This window comes from Streptomyces durhamensis (genome assembly GCF_000725475.1).
GTDB classification, from domain to species: domain Bacteria; phylum Actinomycetota; class Actinomycetes; order Streptomycetales; family Streptomycetaceae; genus Streptomyces; species Streptomyces filipinensis.
Window position 1 is genome coordinate 45,778 of the sequence record NZ_KL647046.1, and the last position, 20,338, is coordinate 66,115.

At 71.9% G+C, this 20,338-nt stretch carries 17 protein-coding genes; 4 read left to right on the forward strand and 13 right to left on the reverse strand.

All coding sequences use genetic code 11. The features are described 5' to 3' along the window. Positions 1 to 530: 530 nt before the first annotated feature. Both IO33_RS0142695 and IO33_RS0142700 read right to left on the reverse strand, forming a co-directional pair. Positions 531 to 2,153, reverse strand: coding sequence for an amidohydrolase (locus IO33_RS0142695; RefSeq protein ID WP_031174424.1), 1,623 nt, complete (start codon positions 2,151 to 2,153; stop codon positions 531 to 533). A gap of 134 nt (positions 2,154 to 2,287) precedes the next feature. Beyond that, entirely contained in the window at positions 2,288 to 2,728 is a 441-nt protein-coding gene (locus IO33_RS0142700; protein ID WP_031174425.1) for an Lrp/AsnC family transcriptional regulator, read from the reverse strand. Between the two features lie 244 nt (positions 2,729 to 2,972). Here IO33_RS0142700 and IO33_RS0142705 point away from each other — a divergent pair, with 244 nt between their 5' ends. Further along, positions 2,973 to 3,392 carry a hypothetical protein gene (locus tag IO33_RS0142705; RefSeq protein ID WP_031174426.1) on the forward strand — a complete coding sequence of 140 codons (420 nt, stop codon included), beginning with the start codon at positions 2,973 to 2,975 and terminating at the stop codon, positions 3,390 to 3,392. A 7-nt stretch (positions 3,393 to 3,399) separates the two neighbouring features. Here the strand turns inward: IO33_RS0142705 and IO33_RS0142710 are convergent, their stop codons facing one another. The 3 genes from IO33_RS0142710 to IO33_RS0142725 form a co-directional block, all read right to left on the reverse strand. Further along, complete coding sequence (locus IO33_RS0142710; RefSeq protein WP_031174427.1) at positions 3,400 to 4,497, reverse strand: phosphotransferase family protein; 1,098 nt, start codon at positions 4,495 to 4,497, stop codon at positions 3,400 to 3,402. 13 nt (positions 4,498 to 4,510) lie between these two features. Then, on the reverse strand, positions 4,511 to 5,611 hold the full coding sequence (locus IO33_RS0142715) for an Rv3169 family protein (RefSeq protein WP_031174428.1): 1,101 nt from the start codon (positions 5,609 to 5,611) through the stop codon (positions 4,511 to 4,513). A 342-nt stretch (positions 5,612 to 5,953) separates the two neighbouring features. After that, positions 5,954 to 7,126: an acyl-CoA dehydrogenase gene (locus IO33_RS0142725; RefSeq protein WP_031174430.1), complete on the reverse strand. Its 1,173-nt coding sequence runs from the start codon at positions 7,124 to 7,126 to the stop codon at positions 5,954 to 5,956. A 357-nt stretch (positions 7,127 to 7,483) separates the two neighbouring features. On the opposite strand from IO33_RS0142725, the gene IO33_RS0142730 reads away from it, so the two are divergent. Continuing rightward, on the forward strand, positions 7,484 to 8,716 hold the full coding sequence (locus IO33_RS0142730; RefSeq protein WP_031174431.1) for a glycoside hydrolase family 18 protein: 1,233 nt from the start codon (positions 7,484 to 7,486) through the stop codon (positions 8,714 to 8,716). A gap of 54 nt (positions 8,717 to 8,770) precedes the next feature. On the opposite strand, the gene IO33_RS0142735 is transcribed toward IO33_RS0142730, so the two are convergent. From IO33_RS0142735 to IO33_RS0142755, 5 genes are all read right to left on the reverse strand, one after another. Beyond that, on the reverse strand, positions 8,771 to 9,466 hold the full coding sequence (locus tag IO33_RS0142735; protein WP_390991228.1) for a TetR/AcrR family transcriptional regulator: 696 nt from the start codon (positions 9,464 to 9,466) through the stop codon (positions 8,771 to 8,773). A 74-nt stretch (positions 9,467 to 9,540) separates the two neighbouring features. Next, on the reverse strand, positions 9,541 to 9,681 hold the full coding sequence (locus IO33_RS50135; protein ID WP_107069516.1) for an SCO1431 family membrane protein: 141 nt from the start codon (positions 9,679 to 9,681) through the stop codon (positions 9,541 to 9,543). Positions 9,682 to 9,782: 101 nt separating this feature from the next. After that, a complete protein-coding gene (locus IO33_RS0142745; RefSeq protein ID WP_031174433.1) occupies positions 9,783 to 11,153 on the reverse strand; it encodes a peptidase C39 family protein in 1,371 nt (456 codons plus the stop codon). A 293-nt stretch (positions 11,154 to 11,446) separates the two neighbouring features. Beyond that, entirely contained in the window at positions 11,447 to 12,976 is a 1,530-nt protein-coding gene (locus tag IO33_RS0142750) for an amino acid permease (protein WP_245236086.1), read from the reverse strand. A gap of 76 nt (positions 12,977 to 13,052) precedes the next feature. Beyond that, entirely contained in the window at positions 13,053 to 14,009 is a 957-nt protein-coding gene (locus IO33_RS0142755) for a hypothetical protein (protein ID WP_209439029.1), read from the reverse strand. 260 nt (positions 14,010 to 14,269) lie between these two features. Between IO33_RS0142755 and IO33_RS0142760 the strand changes: the two genes are divergently transcribed. Next, complete coding sequence (locus tag IO33_RS0142760; RefSeq protein WP_078964171.1) at positions 14,270 to 14,890, forward strand: uridine kinase family protein; 621 nt, start codon at positions 14,270 to 14,272, stop codon at positions 14,888 to 14,890. A gap of 427 nt (positions 14,891 to 15,317) precedes the next feature. Continuing rightward, positions 15,318 to 17,180, forward strand: coding sequence for an AAA family ATPase (locus IO33_RS0142765; protein WP_031174437.1), 1,863 nt, complete (start codon positions 15,318 to 15,320; stop codon positions 17,178 to 17,180). 78 nt (positions 17,181 to 17,258) lie between these two features. Here the strand turns inward: IO33_RS0142765 and IO33_RS0142770 are convergent, their stop codons facing one another. The 3 genes from IO33_RS0142770 to IO33_RS0142780 form a co-directional block, all read right to left on the reverse strand. Then, positions 17,259 to 18,332 carry a hemolysin family protein gene (locus tag IO33_RS0142770; protein WP_031174438.1) on the reverse strand — a complete coding sequence of 358 codons (1,074 nt, stop codon included), beginning with the start codon at positions 18,330 to 18,332 and terminating at the stop codon, positions 17,259 to 17,261. Then, a complete protein-coding gene (locus tag IO33_RS0142775; RefSeq protein ID WP_031174439.1) occupies positions 18,329 to 19,663 on the reverse strand; it encodes a hemolysin family protein in 1,335 nt (444 codons plus the stop codon). Before IO33_RS0142775 ends, IO33_RS0142770 begins: the two co-directional genes overlap by 4 nt. Positions 19,664 to 19,866: 203 nt before the next feature. Further along, entirely contained in the window at positions 19,867 to 20,331 is a 465-nt protein-coding gene (locus IO33_RS0142780; RefSeq protein ID WP_031174440.1) for a PH domain-containing protein, read from the reverse strand. Positions 20,332 to 20,338: the final 7 nt, after the last annotated feature.

A 20,338-nucleotide genomic window follows, 5' to 3' on the forward strand; every position in this document is an offset into this window, starting at 1 on the left:
GGGATCCACCATAGTGGCCGCCCGCAGGGATAGACGTGCCGACTTGTGCGTATGGCGGTGTCGATTCCACAAGAGTGGGGTAAGAATGCGGTTTTCGGCATGTTCGAGCCGTGCGCTCGACGACTTCCCGCCACGGCGGATGGGGGCCCGGCGCCCTTCGGGCCGACCTGGGACCCGCTGGCTGCGGATCGACCGAAAGCCGTTGTCTACTGAGCGCACGGGCCCCACCCGGGTCACACCTTGCCGGGCCGGAACGTTCCCTCGGCGGCGCGGACGCTGAGCCTGGCTCCCAGCGACGGTGCCCCGGTACGGCACACCGTCCTGACCCAGCGGCGCTGCGACGAGTTGCGTGAACGCCCCCGGTCGGGCGTCCGGTGGTGGACTCGGACGAACCTACCGGCCCGCGGCCGCCGACTGTCAACAGTCCTCTGACCTGCTACGACAGCCCGGATGGGCCGACCGCCGCAGAGGATGCGCAGGTCGGGCGGCGGGGCGGCGGCGCCCCGCCGGCGCCGCGCCACCCCCGTAGATCACTCGCCCGGCCGTACGAACACCGTCCGCCCGCCCACCACGGTGCGCAGGCAGACCGGCAGGTCGCGGCCCGGAGTGAGGTCGGGCAGGCCGGGCGTGCCGGAGCGCGGGTCGGTCGACCAGCGGGCGACGCGGTCGTCGGGGGCCTGGACGATCAGCTCGTCGGTGCGCCAGACCGCGTAGTCGGCGGGCGCGCCGGGCACCAGGACGCCCGCGTCGTCCCGTCCCACGGCCCGCCAGCCGCCGCGGGTGTGCGCCGTGAACGCGGCCCTTACGGAGACCCGGTGCTCGGGCGTGCGGTGGAACGCGGCGGCGCGGACGGTGCCCCAGGGGTCGAGCGGGGTGACCGGGCTGTCGGAGCCGAAGGCGAGCGGCACACCGGCCCGCAGCAGGGCCGCGAAGGGGTTGAGGGTGCGGGCCCGTTCGGCGCCGAGACGCCGGGCGTACATGCCGTCCTCACCGCCCCACAGCGCGTCGAAGGCGGGCTGGACCGAGGCGGTCAGCCCCAGCTCGGCGAAGCCGGCGACGGTCTCGGGGGTGAGCATCTCGGCGTGCTCGACGCGATGGCGGGCGGCGCGGATCCGGGCGAGGCCGAGCTTCTCGGCGGCGGCGCGCACGCCCTCGACGACGGCGCTCACGGCGGCGTCGCCGATGGCGTGGAACCCGGCCTGCAGGCCCGCCTCGGTGCAGGCGACGACGTGGGCGGCGACGGCCTCGGCGTCCAGGTAGGCGGTGCCCGCGTGGTCGGCGTCGGCGTACGGCTGGTGCAGGCAGGCGGTGTGCGAGCCGAGGGCGCCGTCGGCGAAGAGGTCGCCCGCGGCGCCGACGGCGCCCAGTTCCCGTGCCTTCGCCACGCCCTCGTCGGCCCGCTCGGCCCAGTACCCGACGACGCGGGGGCCGGGCACCTCGCCGGCCAGCTTCAGCAGGCCGGTGAAGTCGTCCTCGGAGGAGATCTGTGGCCCGCCGCACTCGTGCACCGAACCGATGCCGAGGGAGGCCGCGTGGGCGAGGGCGGTGCGCTGGGCTTCCGCGCGCTGGGCGGGGGTGATGGCGGCGAGCGCGGCCGCGCGTACCGCGTGATGGGCGTCCCGGGTGAGCGGCGCGTCCTCGCGCGGGACGTCGCCGCGGACCAGGTCGAGCAGGGCGGTGGTGACGACCGCCGAGTGCACGTCGATGCGGGAGAGGTACAGGGGGCGGCCACCGGTGGCCTCGTCGAGTTCGGCACGCGTGGGCGGGCGGCCACCGGGCCAGCGGGCGGCGTCCCAGCCGTGGCCCAGCAGGACGCGGTCGTCCGGGCGGGCTGCGGCGAAGTCGCGGACCAGGGCGAGGGCTGCCGCCAGGGAGGGCGCGCCGGAGAGGTCGAGTCCGGTCAGGGCGAGCCCCGTGGCGGTGGTGTGCACATGGGCGTCGGTGAAGGCGGGGGTGACGAGGGCGCCGTCGAGGTCGATCACCTCGTCCACGCCGTCGGCGAAGGCGTCGGCCGCGCCCTCGGAGCCGACCCAGGCGACTTGGCCGCGCTCCACCACCATCGCGGTCGCGAAGGGGTCGGCGGGGCTGTGCACCTCGCCGCGGCGGAGGAGGACGGTCCCGGGGGGCTGGGGGTCGGCGGTGCGGTCGCTCATAGCGGACAGTTTCTCCTGCCGGCCGCCGGCTGCGGCACCTGGGGCGGCTCAGCCCGGTCCCGCCGGGCGCGCCCGCCCGTTCCACCCCGCGGTGTGACCGCCCGGGGCGGGAAGGGCGGCCGCGGCGCGCCGCTTCACACCCGCGGCGGCCGCGCCTCGTACGGGGTCGACAGCACGACCGTGGTCCGGGTGGAGACGCCGGCCAGGGAGCGCAGCCTCGCCAGCAGTTCCTCCAGTTCGTGCGGTGTCGCCACGCGCACCTTGAGGATGTAGTTCTCGTCGCCGGCGACGCTGTGGCAGGCCTCGATCTCGGGGACGCCGGCGAGGCGGTCCGCGATGTCGTCGGGGGCGCTGGGGTCGAACGGTTTCACCGAGATGAACGCGGTGAGCGGCAGCCCGACGGCCTCGGGGTCGACCACCGCGGCATAGCCGCGGATGACGCCACGCTGTTCCAGCCGGCGCACCCGCTGGTGCACGGCCGACGTGGACAGGCCCGTGGCCTTGCCCAGGTCTGTGTAGCTCATCCGCCCGTCCTTGACGAGCAGCTGCACGATCTGTCGGTCCAGCTCCTCCATGGCGCCAAAACCTACAGTGCGCTTGATCTCCTCCGATAGCCGAGAGCGCAGGTCATGGCCGGTTCGATACAAAAAGCACCGCATAAGGCCCGCAGCGGGCACCTGCACACGGCATGTGACGAACGCCACACGGCCCGAACGGGCTCCGTGATGTTCTCGTGATTACCGTCGAGGGCGGACGGGAAGTGCTTGCTGTGGTCGAGGCCGCAGCGCCTTCACGGCCCAGCCTTAGGGGGAGAATCCCATGCAGAGTGTCCATCGCCCTGGTCGATCCACGTCCAAGCGGCAGCAGCAGGTCGCCGAGCCCGAGCCGGAGGGCGTCGAACCCGACGCCTTCGACGACGGACCGGACGCCTACGACACCTTCGAGATGTACCGGGTGATCTGCCCGGACTGCGCCCAGCCGATCGCGCTGCTGGCGGACGAGCAGGTCCTGCCGGAGCACGCGCTGTGCGCCTCGCCGTGGAACCCGTTCGGTCTCACGGTCTGTGCGGGTACGGGCCGTCCGGCCGCCGAGGCCCGTCCCGCGGACGAGTCCGTCGAGCCGCAGGAGCAGGACACCGCCCTGCTGCTGACGCTCCCCCAGGGGCTGAACTGGCGGACGCAGCCCTTCTCGCACGCCGGTGGCCCGGGGTCGCGCCCGATGCGCCGCCTGGCCGCCTGAGCCTGCCTCACCGCTTCCAGTAGGTGCCCTGCACCATGGCACGCAGACTGTCGTGGTGCAGGATCAGCCTGTCCGGGTCCGCCGGTACGGCGGCCTCACCGAAGTACACCTGGCGGTAGGCGACGCGCAGCATGACGATCGCGTGCCGCAGCGCGGCGTAGAGGGTGTGGAAGTCCATGTCCCGCGGGGTGTGACCGGTCAGCCGTGCGTAGCGGGCCTCGACGCGGTCGCGGCGCAGCAGGTCCGGCAGCCCGTGCTGCCCGGAGGCGACCGTGAGGTCGTGGAAGAAGCGGTGCAGATAGATGGTCCAGCCCAGGTCGACCTCGCGCGGGGCGAGCGCCGCCATCTCCCAGTCCAGCACCGCGACGGGCTCGAAGCCGTCGTAGACGATGTTCCCGATGCGCGCGTCCCCCCAGCTGAGGACCGGTTCGCCGGGCTCGCGCGGCCACAGCTGTTCCAGCCGGTCGAAGGCGGCCTCGATGAGGGGTGAGCGGGGCAGGCCGTCGGTCACCCAGGCGTAGTAGGCGCGTTGGGCGCTCACGTGCCGGCGCAACGCGTCGCCTTCCCCGGGCACCGTCAGGAAAGCGGCCTCTCCGGGCGGCACCTGGTCGTGCAGCCGGGCCAGCAGCCCGATCGTCGCGCCCTCCAGGTGGGCGCGTTCGGCATCGCTCGCCCTCTGCAGCCAACTGCCCTCGTAGGTGTACGGCATGACGTCGGGGGGCACGCGCCCGGCGACCCGCTCCATGACGAGGAAGGGCGCCCCGAGCGGACCCGGATCCTCCTCCAGCCACAGCACCCGGGGCACGGGCACGTCCGTCCGCTCGGCCACCAGGCGCAGGGTGCGGTACTGGCGGCCCATGTCGTACTCGGGGAAGACGGTGTACGCCCGCGGGTCCGCGGCCAGCCGCAACGCACAGGCCCGTACGGGGGCCCGGGGGTGTTCGAGGTCGAACAGCAGGGTTTCGCTGGACATGCCGTTGGAGGCCGGGACGGTGACGCCGGTGGCCTTGGCGCCGGGCAGCCGGGTGCCGAGCCAGGCGGTCAGGCGCCGGTCCAGGTCCTCGGGGTCGCGGGTCGTGGTGCGGGGACGCGGTGCCGTGGCCATAGCGGGTCCTCCCTCAGGGCGCGACCGAGTCGAAGCCGGTGAAGCCGCTCGGGTCGTGCCGGCCGAACGAGCCGTGCTCGAAGATGCCGTGACCGGTGCGCCCGTCGAGCCGGAAGCGGGCGGAGTGGTCGGTGACGCCGTAACCGGCCAGGGGATGGGGCAGGGTCATGTCGTACGTGCGGCGGTCGGTCCATCCGGGCCCCCGCCAGCTGCCGTGCTGCCAGTCGTCCGCCGGCGGGTAGCCCGCGCCGAGCGCGAGCGGCGAGGAGGCCAGGATCTCGACGTCCAGCTTCTGCGGCCCCCGGGCGTCGCCGAGACGGATGACCGCCCGTTCCGGATGACGGGTGCCGGGGCGGTAGCCGATCTCGGCCTGCGGCCAGCCCAGTTGGCGGTCCCGCTGACCGGGCCGGACGAGGGTGGCGTCGTTCAGCGAGCGGTAGCCGTCGGCGTCCTCCTGGGTGATGACCATCAGGAAGCGGTCCTCGAAGCGGACCGGGCACCAGATCCAGTGGAAACCCTCGGTGGGGTGGTCCGCGGCGAGCCGCCCGCCGTCCTCGCCGGGTACCGGCCGCACGCCCCAGCTGCGGTCCCGGGTACCGGTCCAGTCGTCGGCGGTGACCCGGAACTCCTCTCCCCCGGCCCGGATCACGCCCTCCGGGGTGCCTGCCTGGACGAAGCGGCGGCCCTCCAGGGTGAGCCGGTCGCCCCGGCGCTGGAGGTGGTGCGGCTCCCAGAGGGCGGGGAAGGCGGCCGTCCAGGTCAGGTCGTACGACAGCTGCTCGTCCTCGCAGATCAGACGCAGCTCCTGGAGCGGCCGCGGGACCTCGACGCGCAGGGGGCCGACGGCGAGCCGCATCCGGTCCTCCCCCAGGGCGTCGGAGGCGCGGACGGCGTGCAGGGTGTCCCCGGTGCGCAGGGTGGCGTAGGCGTCGATCACGCCCAGGTTGGGGTAGACGCCGAGGCCGAGGATGAGCAGGGCGCGGCCGGTGTGGTCGAAGACGTGGAAGATGCAGCGGTCGTAGGCGTTGCGGTCGCCGGTCGCCACGTGCTTCATGGACAGCGGCACCTGGTGCACCGGGTATTCGTCGAGCGGTACGGGACGGTCGTCGGCCACGGACACCCCCTGAACGATGGTCAGCTGACGGTACGTCAGAGGAGGGGAGGTGGCCAGAGACGGAACCGGACGTGCCTGAACTGACGCTCTATACCGCGTACCGGTGACCTGTCCGGCCACTGCCGCGTTGCCCGGGTATGACCCCCACGTACACGGCCATCGGGCGTCAGCGCCGCATCTTTGTGCCCCGGCCCGCAGAATCGGTTCCGCCGCCCATGCCGCAGGACCCGCCCATCTACCGCGACCTCATGCGGGTCTGGGCCGACCGGGGCCGCACCCTGCCGGGCCGCCACGACCCGGAGTGGATCAGGCTGGCGGCCCCGACGGTCCTCACGGGCCAGTTCAGCGACCTTCGGGTCCCGCCACGTGACGGGCGATGACCATCCGCTGGATCTGGTTGGTGCCCTCGACGATCTGCAGGACCTTGGCCTCGCGCATATAGCGCTCGGCCGGGAAGTCGGTGGTGTAGCCGTAGCCGCCGAGTATCTGCACGGCGTCCGTGGTGACCTTCATGGCCGTGTCGGTGCAGTGCAGCTTGGCCATGGCGGCCTGCTTGGCGAACGGCTTGCCGGCATCGCGTAGCCGGGCCGCCGCGAGGTAGAGCGCCCGGCCGGCCTCGATCTGGGTGGCCATGTCGGCGAGCATGAACCGCAGGCCCTGGAAGTCGGCGATCGGATGACCGAACTGCCGGCGCTGGGTGGCGTAGCCGACCGCCTCGTCGAGTGCGGCCTGGGCGAGGCCGATCGCGCAGGCGGCGATGCCGAGCCGGCCGGAGTCGAGGGCGGACAGGGCGATGGAGAAGCCCTGGCCCTGCTCGCCGAGCCGGCGCTCGTCGCCGACCCGGACGCCGTCGAAGTGGACCTGCGCGGTGGGCGAACCCTTCATGCCCATCTTCTTCTCGGGCACCGCACCGCTCAGACCCGGCGCGTCACCGGGGACCAGGAAGGCGCTGATCCCGCGCGGGCCGTCCTCGCCGGTGCGGGCCATCACGGTGTAGAAGTCGGCGATGCCGCCGTGCGTGATCCAGGCCTTGGTCCCGTTGATCACCCACTCGTCGCCCTCCGGGAGGGCCTTCGTGCGCAGCGAGGCCGCGTCGGAGCCGGCGGACGGCTCGGAGAGGCAGTAGGCGCCGAGCAGGCCCCCGCCGAGCATGGCGGGCAGATGCTCGACCTGCTGCTGCTTGGTGCCGTAGGTGGCGAGCGCGTAGCAGGCGAGCGTGTGCACGCTGACACCGAGGCCGACGGTGAGCCGGGCCGCGGCGAGCTCCTCCAGGACCTGGAGGTAGACCTCGTAGGGCTGGTCGCCGCCGCCGTACTCGGAGTCGTAGGGCAGGCCGAGCAGGCCCGCTTCGGAGAGCAGGGTGAAGACCTCGCGCGGGAAGCGCCCCGCGTCCTCCTCCTCGGCCGCCTTCGGCGCGATCTCGCGCTGGGCGATGTCCCGGACGAGCGCGAGCAGATCCCGCGCCTCCTCCGTGGGCAGCTGACGCTCCACCGGCTGCGGGTCGCGGTCGGACATGGCGTCGATCTCCTCCCTGTTCGGGCACCGGCGGTCCGGCCCGTCGGGTGGGGGCGGGTCCGCCTGGTCGTTCCGTGATGGCCGAAGGCGCCCCGCTCCCGGGTCTCGGAAGCGGCTGACCAGCGGCTGTGCGCTGTGAGTATGCCCGATCAGCGACCTCCCGTCACCAGTTAACGACCGCTTACTTCAAGAATCCAGCCGGAACTGCTCGCGACTCAGGCAGCGCGGCCGCAATGCCGCCGAAATTGGTCCGAACCATTGACGCAGTGGTCTAGTCCTCCTACTGTGCATGACCAACGCTTTACCGCGTTCATGCCAATCGGCGCGCGTTCCCCTCCCCCCACGAGGAGACACCCGATGCACACTCCCCACCGCTCCCGCCTGCGGGCGCTCACGGCCGCCGCGTGTACCACCGTCCTCGGTGCCGGACTGCTGGCCGGAGCCGGCACCGCGACCGCGGCGGCCCCTGCCGCACCCCAGGCCAAGGCCGGCTCGAAGGTCGTCGGCTACTTCACCGAATGGGGTACCTACGACCGCAAGTACTACGCCAGGAACATCGAGACCTCCGGCTCGGCGGCCCGGCTGAGCCACATCAACTACGCCTTCGGCAACGTCACCGGCGGCAAGTGCGCCATGGGCGACTCCTACGCGGCGACCGACCGCGCCTACACCGCCGCCGAGTCGGTGGACGGGGCCGCCGACACCTGGGACCAGCCGCTGCGCGGCAACTTCAACCAGCTGCTGAAGCTGAAGAAGAAGCACCCGGGCCTGAAGATCCTGTGGTCCTTCGGCGGCTGGACGTGGTCCAGTGGCTTCGGCGAGGCCGCGAAGAACCCCGCCGCGTTCGCCCAGTCCTGCTACGACCTGGTGAAGAACTCCAAGTGGGCGGGCCTGTTCGACGGCATCGACATCGACTGGGAGTACCCGAACGCCTGCGGCAACACCTGCGACACCAGCGGCCGGGAGGCGTTCCGGAACGTCATGGCGGCACTGCGGTCGAAGTTCGGCTCCGGCGGCCTGGTGACGGCCGCGATCACGGCGGACGCCTCCAGCGGCGGCAAGATCGACGCGGCGGACTACGCGGGCGCCGCCCCGTACGTCGACTGGTACAACCCGATGACCTACGACTACTTCGGCGCATGGGACGCGAGCGGCCCGACGGCCCCGCACTCCCCGCTGACCTCCTACGCGGGCATCCCGAAGGAGGGCTTCAACACCTCGGCCACCATCGCCCGGCTCAAGGGCCTCGGCATCCCGGCGTCCAAGCTGCTGCTCGGCATCGGCTTCTACGGCCGCGGCTGGACGGGGGTCACCCAGGCGGCACCCGGCGGAACGGCCACCGGCCCGGCGGCGGGGACGTACGAGCAGGGCATCGACGACTACAAGGTGCTCAGGACCAAGTGCCCGCCGACCGGCACCGTGGGCGGCACGGCCTACGCCAAGTGCGGCAGCGACTGGTGGAGTTACGACACCCCGTCCACCATCGCCACGAAGATGGCGTACAAGAACCAGCAGGGCCTCGGCGGCACCTTCTTCTGGGAGCTGAGCGGCGACACCGCGAACGGTGAACTGATCAAGGCGATCAACTAGACCCCGGCAGGGGCACCCGGGAGCGGGGGACCACGAGCCTCCGCTCCCGGCGGGTCAGCCGTCGCGGCGGGCCGGCCGCGGCGCCGGGTAGGCGGGGTCCAGCTCCTCGACGGCGCGCAGGGCCCCGCCGAGCGTCTTCACCAGAAGCTCGCGCATCGTCTCGCGGGACAGCTCGGGGCGGTCGATCCAGTCCAGGGCGGCACCCTCGACGCCGCACACCCAGGAGAGCAGCCCCATCCGCACCAGCGGGGGGATGTCACCGCGGCCGTAGGCGCCCTCCGCGATGGTGGTGATGATCGCCTCGCGCACCCCGTCCCGGATGGCGTGCACCTCGGTGTCGAAGCCGACGCCGCCGCTGACGATCGTGCGGTAGGCGGCCTGGTGGTGCTCGGCGTAGCGGAGGTAGCTGTCGATGGTGCGGTGGACTCGGTCCACGGCGGGCAGGCCCAGGGCGCTGGACGCGAAGGTGACCAGGTCCGTGACGGAGTCCTGGATGATCGCCAGGTAGTAGCCGCGCTTGGACCGGAAGTAGTAGTAGATCAGCCCCTTGGCGACATGGGCCTGGCGGGCGATGTCGTCCATGGACAGCGCGTCGTAGGACGTGTCGGCGAACAGCTTCCGCCCGATGGCGATGAGTTCGGCGCGACGCGCCGCCGAACGCTCGGTGCCGCGTATCCGGGCGGGGGTCCCTGCGCGCGCGGAGTCGGGGGCTGGGCGGCGGACGGCGGCACGCTGCTGCGGCATATTCAATTTCGGCCCTGTTCCAGGCGGTCGGCGGGACTTCCGCAGTATGTCAGAACATGCCGCACACGTGAGCGGTCGGTTCAGAGCAGACCGAGCTGGGTCACGAACATCGCGACGACGGCCACGAGGACCCAGCCCATGACGTGTTCGAGGATCTTCGGGCCGTCTTCCTGGGGGCCGCCGGTGCGGACGCGGGTGGCGGTGGCCGGGTGTGCGGTCATCGTGGTGCTCACAGAGGTCGGACGTACAGAGCGGGCCCCCCACCCGTTCATCCACCTTGCCACCCGCGGCGCCTTGTGCGGCGATGAGCTTGCTCACACGGTCAGCGCACGCCCACCGCCTCGAGCGCCTTGCGCCGGCGCGGGCTCGGATGGGCCGGGAAGTAGAGGTAGCAGATCCCGCCGCTGCCGGAGACGACCTTCCCGGAGGCGTTGTACCGCTTGGTCCTGAGCCAGATGTTCTCGAACTCGCGGCGCAGATAGACCCGCCGTACCGCGTCGTCGCCCGGCGAGGCCGGATCGTTGGCGATCACATCGCCGTCCGCGGTGAAGCCGATCACGGTCATCAGATGGCCGGAAGTGCCGTAGCCGGCGCCGGTCAGCTCCGTCTTCAGGAACGACTGGGACGTTATGGCCGGGATGCCGGCCGCGATCAGCGTCTCCAGGTCGGTGAGCGAGGCGAGCCGTGTGACCACACCCTGCAGGCCCTCGAAGGTCGCCGCGTAGGCCGCGTTGAACGGCCAGTTGCCGCAGCCCTCGTACTGGTAGTCGTAGGTGAAGCGGGCGGCGTTGTCGACCTGCGGGTCGGCGTAGGCGGGGTCGACCCAGGACAGCTGCTCGGGAGTGAGCCGGCCGCCCCAGTACTCGACGATCATCTGCGAGGAGGTGGGGCTGCACCAGGCCTCGCCGCCGTTGTCGTACTCGGGGTACTGGCCCTTGTGGATCTCCTGCGAGTAGCGCGGGACGACCAGTTCCTGGGCCAGGCCGGGGGTGGAGGCGGGGACGGTGAAGCGGTCGGGGATGTCGGAGCCCATGGCGCCGAGCCGCCAGACGGTGGGCGTCAGACGCGTGCCGGGCCGGCGGTACAGGGTGAGGCGCAGCCGGTACGACGCCAGCCGCAGGCCGGTGCTCGCGTCGTCGATGGCGAAGGTGTCGGTCCAGATGCTGCTCTTGCCGTCGGTCTGGCCGTCCACCGAGGTCCGCTTGATGTCCTGGTCGCCGGCCGCCCAGCGGCCCATCACGTACCACGGGGTGTCGGTGCCGTCGGAGTACGTGCCCTGCAGTTCCACCTGGAGCCAGGTGCCCTCGGGGGTGTGGGCGTTCCAGGAGGCGACGGCCTCGGTGGCGGGCGCGGTGAGCCGGTGGACCGGAGAGGTCCAGACGGCGTATTCCCAGGTGGCGGTCGTACCGGTGTGCGGGTCGGTGTAGTCGCTGCGGCCGGCGGGGGCGCCGATCACGAGGCCGGGGCGGGGCCCGGCGACGGCCCGCACGCCCTGGCCGGTGCCGAGGCGCCACTCGCTGTACGTGGTCCAGGCGTGGTAGTCGATCGGGCGGGCCGGCAGCCCGCCGGGGGCGTCGGCCTCGGCGGCGGGCCGCTGAGCGGCGGCGGCAGCGGGGGCCGTTCCGCCGGCCACCGCCGCGGCGACGGCGGCGGTCAGGACGGTTCTGCGGGACGGCTGTTCGGCTCTGCTCATGGGCGCGATTACCCCCAGGTGTGTGGTGCGGTCGGGGCTGATCTGCTGCACGTGTGCGCCAACTATGGAGCAGCGGGCATGCCCCTGCCAGCACTTCGGCGCATGCCGCGCGATGAATATTGGTCTGATCCAGTGGAAGATCTCTTGAGCGGCTGCGCGGCGCCTGCGCGGCCCCCGGGACGGCGGCGCCGGCCGGGGCGCCGCGCCCCGGAGACCTACGGCGGTGCGGCTCCCCGGGGGCGCGGGATGCCGCACGAGCAGCCCCCCTCGCACCCGCCCGGGCCGTACCTCCCTCAGACGAGGTCCATCGCCGCGACCTCGTCGGGGCCGCCGTAGCTGATCGGCCCCTGGAAGCGGCGGCGGGCCGTGGCGAACCACCACACCGTCGCCACGACCAGCACGACCGCGAGGGCGATCGGCGCGTAGTTGAAGGAGTCGGCGGTGATGGGCGAGGCCTGCGGCAGCATGAACAGCACGCTGCTGAGCACGATCCAGACCACCGCCAGCCAGCCGACCGGCCGGCCCCAGCGGCCCAGGTGCCAGGGCCCCGGCTGGAACCCGTCGCCCAGCCGCAGCCGCAGGAAGATCGGCACGGCGTAGGCCAGGAAGAGACCGACCACGTTGACACTGACGATGGCCGTGAAGGCGGTGTGGGACCACCAGCCGGGCACGACCAGGGCCAGCGAGCAGACCACCGCGAGCCACACCGCCTTCACGGGCGTACGGGTGCGCGGCGAGACGGAGTGCCACCAGCGGGAGCCGGGCATGGCACCGTCCCGGGAGAAGGCGAAGATCTGCCGGGTGTTGCTGGTGAGGTTGGCGAGACCGCAGAAGAGCATCGCGCCGATGACGATGAGGAGCATGACCTTGGCGGCGCCCAGTCCGAGGCCGTCGATGAGAATCTGGACCGGCGGCGCATCGGAACCGGCCACCTTGGAGTAGTCGCCAATGCTGTAGACCAGTGCCAGCATCAGGATCAGACCGGTGATCGCCGAATAGCCGATGGCGCGCGTGATGCCCCGGGGCGCGTTGACCGTCGCGCGGACCGTTTCCTCGGACATGTGGAAGCTGCCGTCGAACCCGGTGAACGTCCAGCTGGTGACCAGCAGCCCGAGCATGCCTCCGTAAAGTCCGCTCGTGAAGCCGGTGTTGTTCTCGAAATGCGTCACGAACGACGCCGGCTGATGGTGATCCGGCATCACTATGAGTGCCCCCACGATCACCACGAGTCCGATCAGCAGCCACCACACGGAAATGCGGTTCAGGACGGCGACGAGCTGGACGGTGTAGGTGTTGGCGAGGCCCTGCAGGACGATGATCAGGGCCGTGATCAGCACCGTCTGGTGCGCCGTCGCCTGGTACGAGGGCCACTGCAGCTGCACGAAGGCCTGGACGAAGGTGGCGGCCGCATAGCCGGTGGCGGCGGTGCCGCCGATCTGTCCGACGAAGTTCAGCCAGCCCGTGTACCAGGACCAGGCACCCTTGTGCCGCTTTGCGAGTTTACCGGCGGAGAAATACAGCGCGCCGCTCGTCGGAAAGGCGGAGGCGACTTCCGCCATGGCCGCACCAATGAGCAGCACCATGACGCAGACACCGATCCAGCCGAACACGAGAATACGGGGGCCGCCCGCGTTCATGCCGAATCCGAAGGACGAGAAAATACCCGAGAGGATATTGATGATGGTGAAGGAGATCGCGAAATTGTCGAACGCCTGGAAGCGCCGGGTGAGTTTCCGCGGATAACCCATCGCATGCAGGGTGGCGTCGTCGTCGAGCACGACCGGGTCTTCACCGCCGCGGGCCTTGGCCCGTGGCGTCGACATCCGTTCCGACACAGATCGGCCTTTCTCTCGTTGGGGAGCGGGGACGAACAGGAACGAGCGGGACCGGCCCGCCGGATCAGTCGGGCCGCGGGACGGGCAGGCCGCAGGCGCGCCGGGCCCGGGAGAGCTGCTCGGCGGGGTCGCCGAAGGCACTCCAGGGCATGCGCGAGGCGTACGGACCCATCGCCGCGAACACCGCCCGGGCCTCGAACTCGCGCTGGGCCATGACCAGCGCGTGCGCGAGGTAGGCCAGGTCGAGCACCGGCGTGAAGCGGTAACCGGCGACCGCCGGCAGCCAGTTGTGGTAGATCGCCAGCGCGGTGGAGCGCCACTGCGGCTGTTCCCAGACGCGGTCGGCGAGCAGCTGGGTGGGGTTGTAGCTCTCCACCAGGGCCACCAGGGGCAGCAGCCGGAGGGCGCAGTCGGCGGGCGCCCGCTGGCTGAGGAAGGCGGCCACGTCCCAGGCCGCGTTGACCGAACCGCCGTGGCGCGTGAAGAAGAACGACAGGAAGCGGTGATGGGCCTCGCGGTGCCAGGGATCGAGCGAGAGGATGTGCGCGAACAGCCGCCAGGGCCCCGGCGGGGCGGTGAGCAGGCCCTGCGGGGCCGGCTCGCGCAGCTGGTGCAGCCGGGCCATGGCGAGCTTGGCGACCCAGGGCGTGGGGTCCTCGGGGGCCAGGGCGGCCGCCCGGTCGCAGGCGGTCAGGGCGATCCGCTCCAGCGCCTCGGCCCGCTCGTCGCGCGCGTCGGCGGCCCGCAGCGCGCGCTGGACCGCGACCCGGGCCCACATCAGCGCAGCCTCGGGCGTCGGCTCCTCGGCGAGCCAGCGCTCGACCAGATCGGTTCCGGCGGCCTCGGAGGCGAGGACCAGCGAGCGATGCGCGCGCAGGGCGAAGTCGGAACGCGTCTCGGCGAGGGCCTCGTACGCGTATCGATAACGTCCGGCGCGCACATCGACGCATACGCTCGCCAGGACACGGTCGTCGGCCGCCGGATGCCACACATAGTGCCCTTCGAATAACTCCGCGGCCATGTCCCCCCGCCAGTCCCCGTACGACGCACACCGGTTGCGCTGGAGGCACCCTACTCAGTTACGGGCACACCCGGAACGCCGAATTCGACATATCGGTCAGGGGATTCGCGAATGTTTATCCGGCTCATTGACTGGCCGCCAGCCGATGGTTCAAGCTCCCACCTATTCCGGTCCGGCGGCCTCGACGCTCCGGCCGCTACGGGCCACTACTAGACTGTTTCCGGAAAACCGCCCACACCGACCCACACCGGGGACCCACCATTCTCGACCTCGCCGCCCGGCTGCGCGGGCTTCCCCCCTCCCTCGGCCCGGTCCGGCTGATCGGCGTCGACGGGCACGCCGGCTCCGGAAAATCCACCTTCGCCGGGCAGGTGGCCGCCGCGCTCGGCGGGGCTCCGGTGCTGCACCTCGACGACATCGCCAGCCACGAGCAGCTCTTCGAGTGGACCGACCGGCTCATGGCCCAGGTGATCCGGCCGCTCGCCCGCGGCGAGAGCGCGCACTACACGCCGTACGACTGGCAGGCCCGTACGTTCACCGCGCCGCTCCCCCTGCCCGCGGCGCCCGTGGTCCTCGTCGAGGGCGTGGGGGCCGGGCGCCGGGCACTGCGCCCGCACCTGGCCCTGCTGCTGTGGATGGAGCTGCCCCGACAGGAGTCCTGGGCGCGCGGCCGGCGGCGGGACGGGGCGGAGCAGCGGGAGTTCTGGGACGGCTGGGTGAAGGCGGAGCACGCGCACTTCGCCGAGGACCCCTCTCGCCCCCATGCCGATCTCCTGGTGCGACAGACGCCGGAGGGGTACGAGGTACTGCCGGGGCCCGCGTCAACCCGTGGACCGGACCAAAGCGTGACCCAGAGTAACGGGCCGTCGTCATTGTGGTGAAACCGTGAAGACCCGTACGGAGGAACTTCCCCGAAGGCCTCAACTCGGCTTGACCGGGGGCCCGTACAGGACTTACGTTCTCAATGTGCGGCAATCGGCGCCGCCCCCAGACGCGAAGCCCCCGGTTGTTCCCCCGTGATCGGGGGCTTCGTTCTGCCCGCGGACGATTTTCCGGGCGCCCCGAGCACCGATCCGCTCACCGTCGGTCACGAAAGACTGTGCGCCCCGTCTGCTCCCACCTCGTCGAACGGCCTGCGCGGCACCCTTCGGCACGCGGTCATCGCGCGGGTACGATGCCCTCGGTGCGACCTTCGAGGCTGCCTCGCGCACCGGCAACTCCGGTCCGCGGCACGGCGGTTCGACTGCGGCGGCCGTCGGGCGACTGCCCGGTGGTGAACCACGGGGGCACGGTCTGTGGGGGGACGGGATGGACTTCGGCACGCAGGGCCCCGAGGCCCCGGCCGACCTGGCCTGGCTGCGCGGGGTGGACGCCTACACGATGGGCGCCTATCCGCAGGCGGAGGAGGAGTTCCGCATCGCGGTGCGGATGGACCCGGGGATGGCCGACGGCTGGCTCGGGCTGCACGCGCTCCGGGTCGACACGACGACCGCGCTGCTCAGGATGTACCGGCACCGCGACCGCTTCGGCGAACAGCGCGCCCGGCACCGCCGGACCCTCAACTCCTGGTACTGGCTGGGCTGGTGGGTCCAGCCGGTGCTGGAGAGCCCGCGCGATCTGCTGCTGGCGCACGCCTCGCACTGGCTGGACGGCCGGCATGTGCCCGAGCTGGACCGGGCCCTCGCCGGGCTGCCCCCGGTCGACACCGACCCCCAGGTCCGCTTCCTGCACGCGTGCCGCGCCTATCTGGTCAAGGACTGGGAGCAGCTGGTGCGGCACACCGACCCGCTGCTGGACGATCCCATGCTCGGCATCGAGGCCGGACTCTTCGGCGGCATGGCCCGGGTCCGGCTGGAGACGTACGGACAAGCCGAACCCCTGCTGTCGGCGGCGCTGATGCGCTGCCGCAGCGAGCAGCCCCAGCGCAAGGAGCTGCGCTACTGGCTGGCCCGGGCGCACGAGGGCACGGGCCGCAGCGCCGCCGCGCTCCCCCTGTACCGTGCGGTGCACCGCGTCGACCCGGCGTTCATGGACACCTCGGCGCGGCTCGCGGCGATCGCCGAGGGCGACGGGTACGACGACGCTACCGACCTCGCCGCGATCACCCTGACGGGGGCCGGGCAGGACAGCGTGGACGGGCCGGACGCGTACGACCCCGTCTTCGGCGCCGAGGGCCGTGATCTGCGGCTGCCGGAGCCCGATCTGCCGACCGGGCCCCTGCCCTCGGTGACCGATCCGGCGGTGCGGCTGAAGACGGGTGTCTCCTCGTCGCCGATCCCGGCCGGTCCGACCGATCCCGCGCTCCTTGAGGAGGCGCTCGCGGAACTGGAGCGCATGGTGGGTCTGGAACCGGTGAAGCGCCAGGTCAAGGCGTTGTCCGCGCAGTTGAACATGGCCCGGCTGCGGGCCGGGCAGGGACTGCCGGTGCAGCCGCCGAAACGGCATTTCGTCTTCTCGGGGCCGTCGGGGACCGGGAAGACCACCGTGGCCCGGATCCTCGGCCGGGTCTTCTACGCCCTCGGGCTGCTCGGCGGTGACCACCTGGTCGAGGCCCAGCGGGCCGATCTGGTCGGCGAGTACCTCGGGCAGACGGCCGTGAAGGCCAACGAGCTGATCGACTCCGCGATCGGCGGGGTGCTGTTCGTGGACGAGGCGTACTCGCTGTCCAACTCGGGTTACGGCAAGGGGGACGCGTACGGCGACGAGGCCTTGCAGGTGCTGCTGAAGCGGGCCGAGGACAACCGGGACCATCTCGTGGTGATCCTCGCCGGCTACCCGGAGGGCATGGACCGGCTGCTGGCGGCGAACCCCGGGCTGTCGTCCCGTTTCACGAGCCGGGTGGACTTCCCCTCCTACCGGCCGCTGGAACTCACCGAGATCGGCAGGGTACTCGCGGCGGAGAACGGGGACGTGTGGGACGAGGAGGCGCTGGAGGAGCTGCGCTCGATCGCGGGGCACGTGGTCGACCAGGGCTGGATCGACGAGCTGGGCAACGGGCGGTTCCTGCGGACGCTGTACGAGAAGAGCTGCGCGTACCGGGATCTGCGGCTATCGACGTACGCGGATTCCCTGTCCCGGGAGGACCTGGCGACGCTGCGGCTGCCGGACCTGATGCAGGCGTACGGAGAGGTCCTGTCGGGGCGGGGGCCGCACGATCCGTCGGGCATGTAGGGCGCCGCGAAGGGGTGCGGGGAACCGCGCGGCCACGACACACCCCCGCGGCCGCACAGCTCCCCGCAACGGCCTGAGCTAGGTGGCGAGTACCTCTTCCGGCTCCCCGCTCAGCCGCGGTTCCGGCATCTCCCGGTGCGCCGGGTCGCGGACCTCGCCCACCAGCATCTCCAGGACGTCCTCCAGGGCCACCAGACCCAGCACCTTGCCGGACGCATCCGCCACCTGGGCCAGATGCGTCGCCGCCCGGCGCATCACGGTCAGCGCGTCGTCGAGCGGCAGCTCGGCCCGCAGGGTGGCCATCGGGCGCCACACGTGCTGCGGCACCGCACGGTCGGAGTCCTCCAGGTCCAGGACGTCCTTGACGTGCACATACCCCATGAAGGGGCCCTTGTCCGTGGCGGCGACCGGGAAGCGGGAGTACCCCGTGCGGGCCGTCAGCTCGACGATCCGTCCCGGGGTGACCGCAGGGTTCACGGTGACCAGGGACTCCCGGCGCAGCAGGACGTCGGTCACCGGGCGGGAGCCCAGTTCCAGCGCGTCCTCCAGCCGTTCCCGCTCCTCGGGGTCGAGCAGGCCCGCCTGGCCGGAGTCCTCCAGCAGACGGTTGAGCTGCTCGCTGGTGACCACCGCCTCCACCTCGTCCTTGGGCTCGACCCGGAAGAGGCGCAGGATCGCCTGGGCGCAGGCGCCGAGGGACACCGTGATCGGCTTGCACAGCCGGGCGAAGTAGACCAGGCCCGGGCTCAGCCAGAGCGCCGCCTTCTCGGGGGCCGCCATCGCCAGGTTCTTCGGCACCATCTCGCCGATGACCAGGTGGAAGAAGACCACCGCCGCCAACGCGATCACATAGCCGAGCGGATGGACCATGCCGTCCGGCAGATGCACCGCCTCGAACACCGGTTCCAGCAGATGTGCCACGGTCGGCTCGGCCACCGCGCCCAGCGTCAGGGAGCACACGGTGATGCCGAACTGGGCCGCGGCCATCATCTGCGGCAGCCGCTCCAGGCCGTACAGGACCTGGCGGGCCCGGGCGGTGCCGAGCGGTTCGATCTGGCTGCGGCGCACGGAGACCAGCGCGAACTCGGCGCCGACGAAGAAGCCGTTGGCGAGCACGAGCAGCGCGGCGAAGACCAGTTGGAGGACGCTCATCGGGCGGCCTCCATCATGTGCGCCGCCGGGGCGGTCCTGACCAGGCGGACCCGTTCGGCGCGGTAGTGGCCGACCTGGCGGACGGAGAGCCGCCAGCCGGGCAGTTCGGCCCGGTCGCCGGGGGCCGGGATCCGGCCGAGCAGGTCGGCGACCAGTCCGGCGACCGTCTCGTACGGCCCCTCGGGCACGTCGAGGCCTATGCGCAGCAGGATGTCGACGCGGCAGCTGCCGTCCACGTCCCAGGCGGGCCTGCCGTCCTCGGGCGCGGCGGGGGCCAGCTCCGGCATGTCCTTGGCGTCGTGCTCGTCACGGACCTCGCCGACGAGTTCCTCGACGATGTCCTCCAGGGTGACCACGCCGGCCGTGCCGCCGTACTCGTCGACGACGACCGCGATGGGCTGCTCGGAGCGGAGCCGGGCGAGGAGCGGCTGGACGGGCAGGGTCTCCGGGACGAGGAGCGCCTTGCGGGCGATACGGCTGACCGGCGTGCGCAGCCGGTCGTGCACGGGAATCGCCAGCGCGTCCTTGAGGTGGGCCATGCCGACGATCTCGTCGATCTTCTCCCGGTAGACGGGGAAGCGGGACAGGCCGGTGGCCCGGGTGAGGTTGACGACGTCCTCGGCGGTGGCCGAGTCCTGCAGGGCGCTGACCTTCACGCGCGGGGTCATGACGTGCTGCGCGGTCAGCTCGCCCAGGGAGAGGGTGCGCACGAACAGGTCGGCCGTGTCCTGTTCCAGGGCTCCGGCCTGGGCGGAGTGCCGGGCCAGGGAGACGAGTTCCCCCGGAGTGCGGGCGGAGGCCAGCTCGTCGGCGGGTTCGACGCCGAGCGCGCGCACCAGCCGGTTGGCGACCGTGTTGAGCGCGGCGATCACCGGGCGGAACAGGCGGGAGAAGTGGTGCTGCGGGCCGGCCACGAACCGCGCGACCTGCAGCGGCTTGGACACCGCCCAGTTCTTGGGCACGAGTTCGCCGATCACCATCTGGATCGCGGAGGCCAGCAGCATGCCGACGACCACGGCGACGCCGGAGACGGCACCGCCCGGGATGCCGAGGGCGGCGAACGGGCCGTGCAGCAGCCGGGCCAGAGCCGGTTCGGCGAGCATGCCGACGACCAGGGAGGTGATGGTGATGCCGAGCTGGGTGCCGGAGAGCTGGAAGGACAGCTCCCTGAGCGACTCCGCGACCCTGCGGGCCCGGCGGTCGCCCTCGGCGGCGGCCTTCTCGGCGTCCGTCGACTCGACGGTCACCAGGCCGAACTCGGCGGCCACGAAGAAGCCGTTGGCGAGGATCAGCAGGAAAGCCGCTCCGAGGAGCAGCAGGGGGGTGGTCACGCTGCCACCGCCTTCCCGGTATGTCGGGTCGGGGCGGCGCAGGTACTACAGGACGATCCGTCCATCGCTGGAGGGAGTCACTCCTCGGGTAGCAGGAACCCCTGTGCACCGGTTGGCACGCAGGGGTGGAGGCGCAGCGAACAGGCCTCCGTCACCAGATTAATCAAGACAGGGCCCACTCGGGCAGGGTGGGCGCCCCCGAGTCAGCCCTGATCTTCCGCCGGATGGGCCGGGGAGCGGGCTTCGGCGAGGGCCCTCAGGGCCTGCGCGTCGGCTATGGCGCGCTGCTTGGCGAGGCCCGGCTGGATGCCGAGCGCGGGCAGGCTGGTGCCGTCGCTGAGGTTGAGGAAGACCCACGGATCGCCCGGACGGAGGTTCACCTGGAGGATCTCCGCCCAGTCCAGGCGCCGCTTGCTGGCGATGTTCACCACGGTGACGCCGGATTCGTCGGCGACGACTTTCACCCGGGCCAGCTGGGCGAGCACCCAGAAGATCAGCGCTCCGGTGACGACGAAGCTGGCCCGCTCGCCCGGGCCGAGCTGCTCCAGCAGCATGGCGACCCCGGAGATGGTCAGGAAGATCGCCACACCGGCGGTGAGCAGGATCACGCGGGTGTGACCCGGCCGGAAGGTGACGGGAAGCGAGGGAAGGGTGGGAGCGTCGGACATCGCGGTG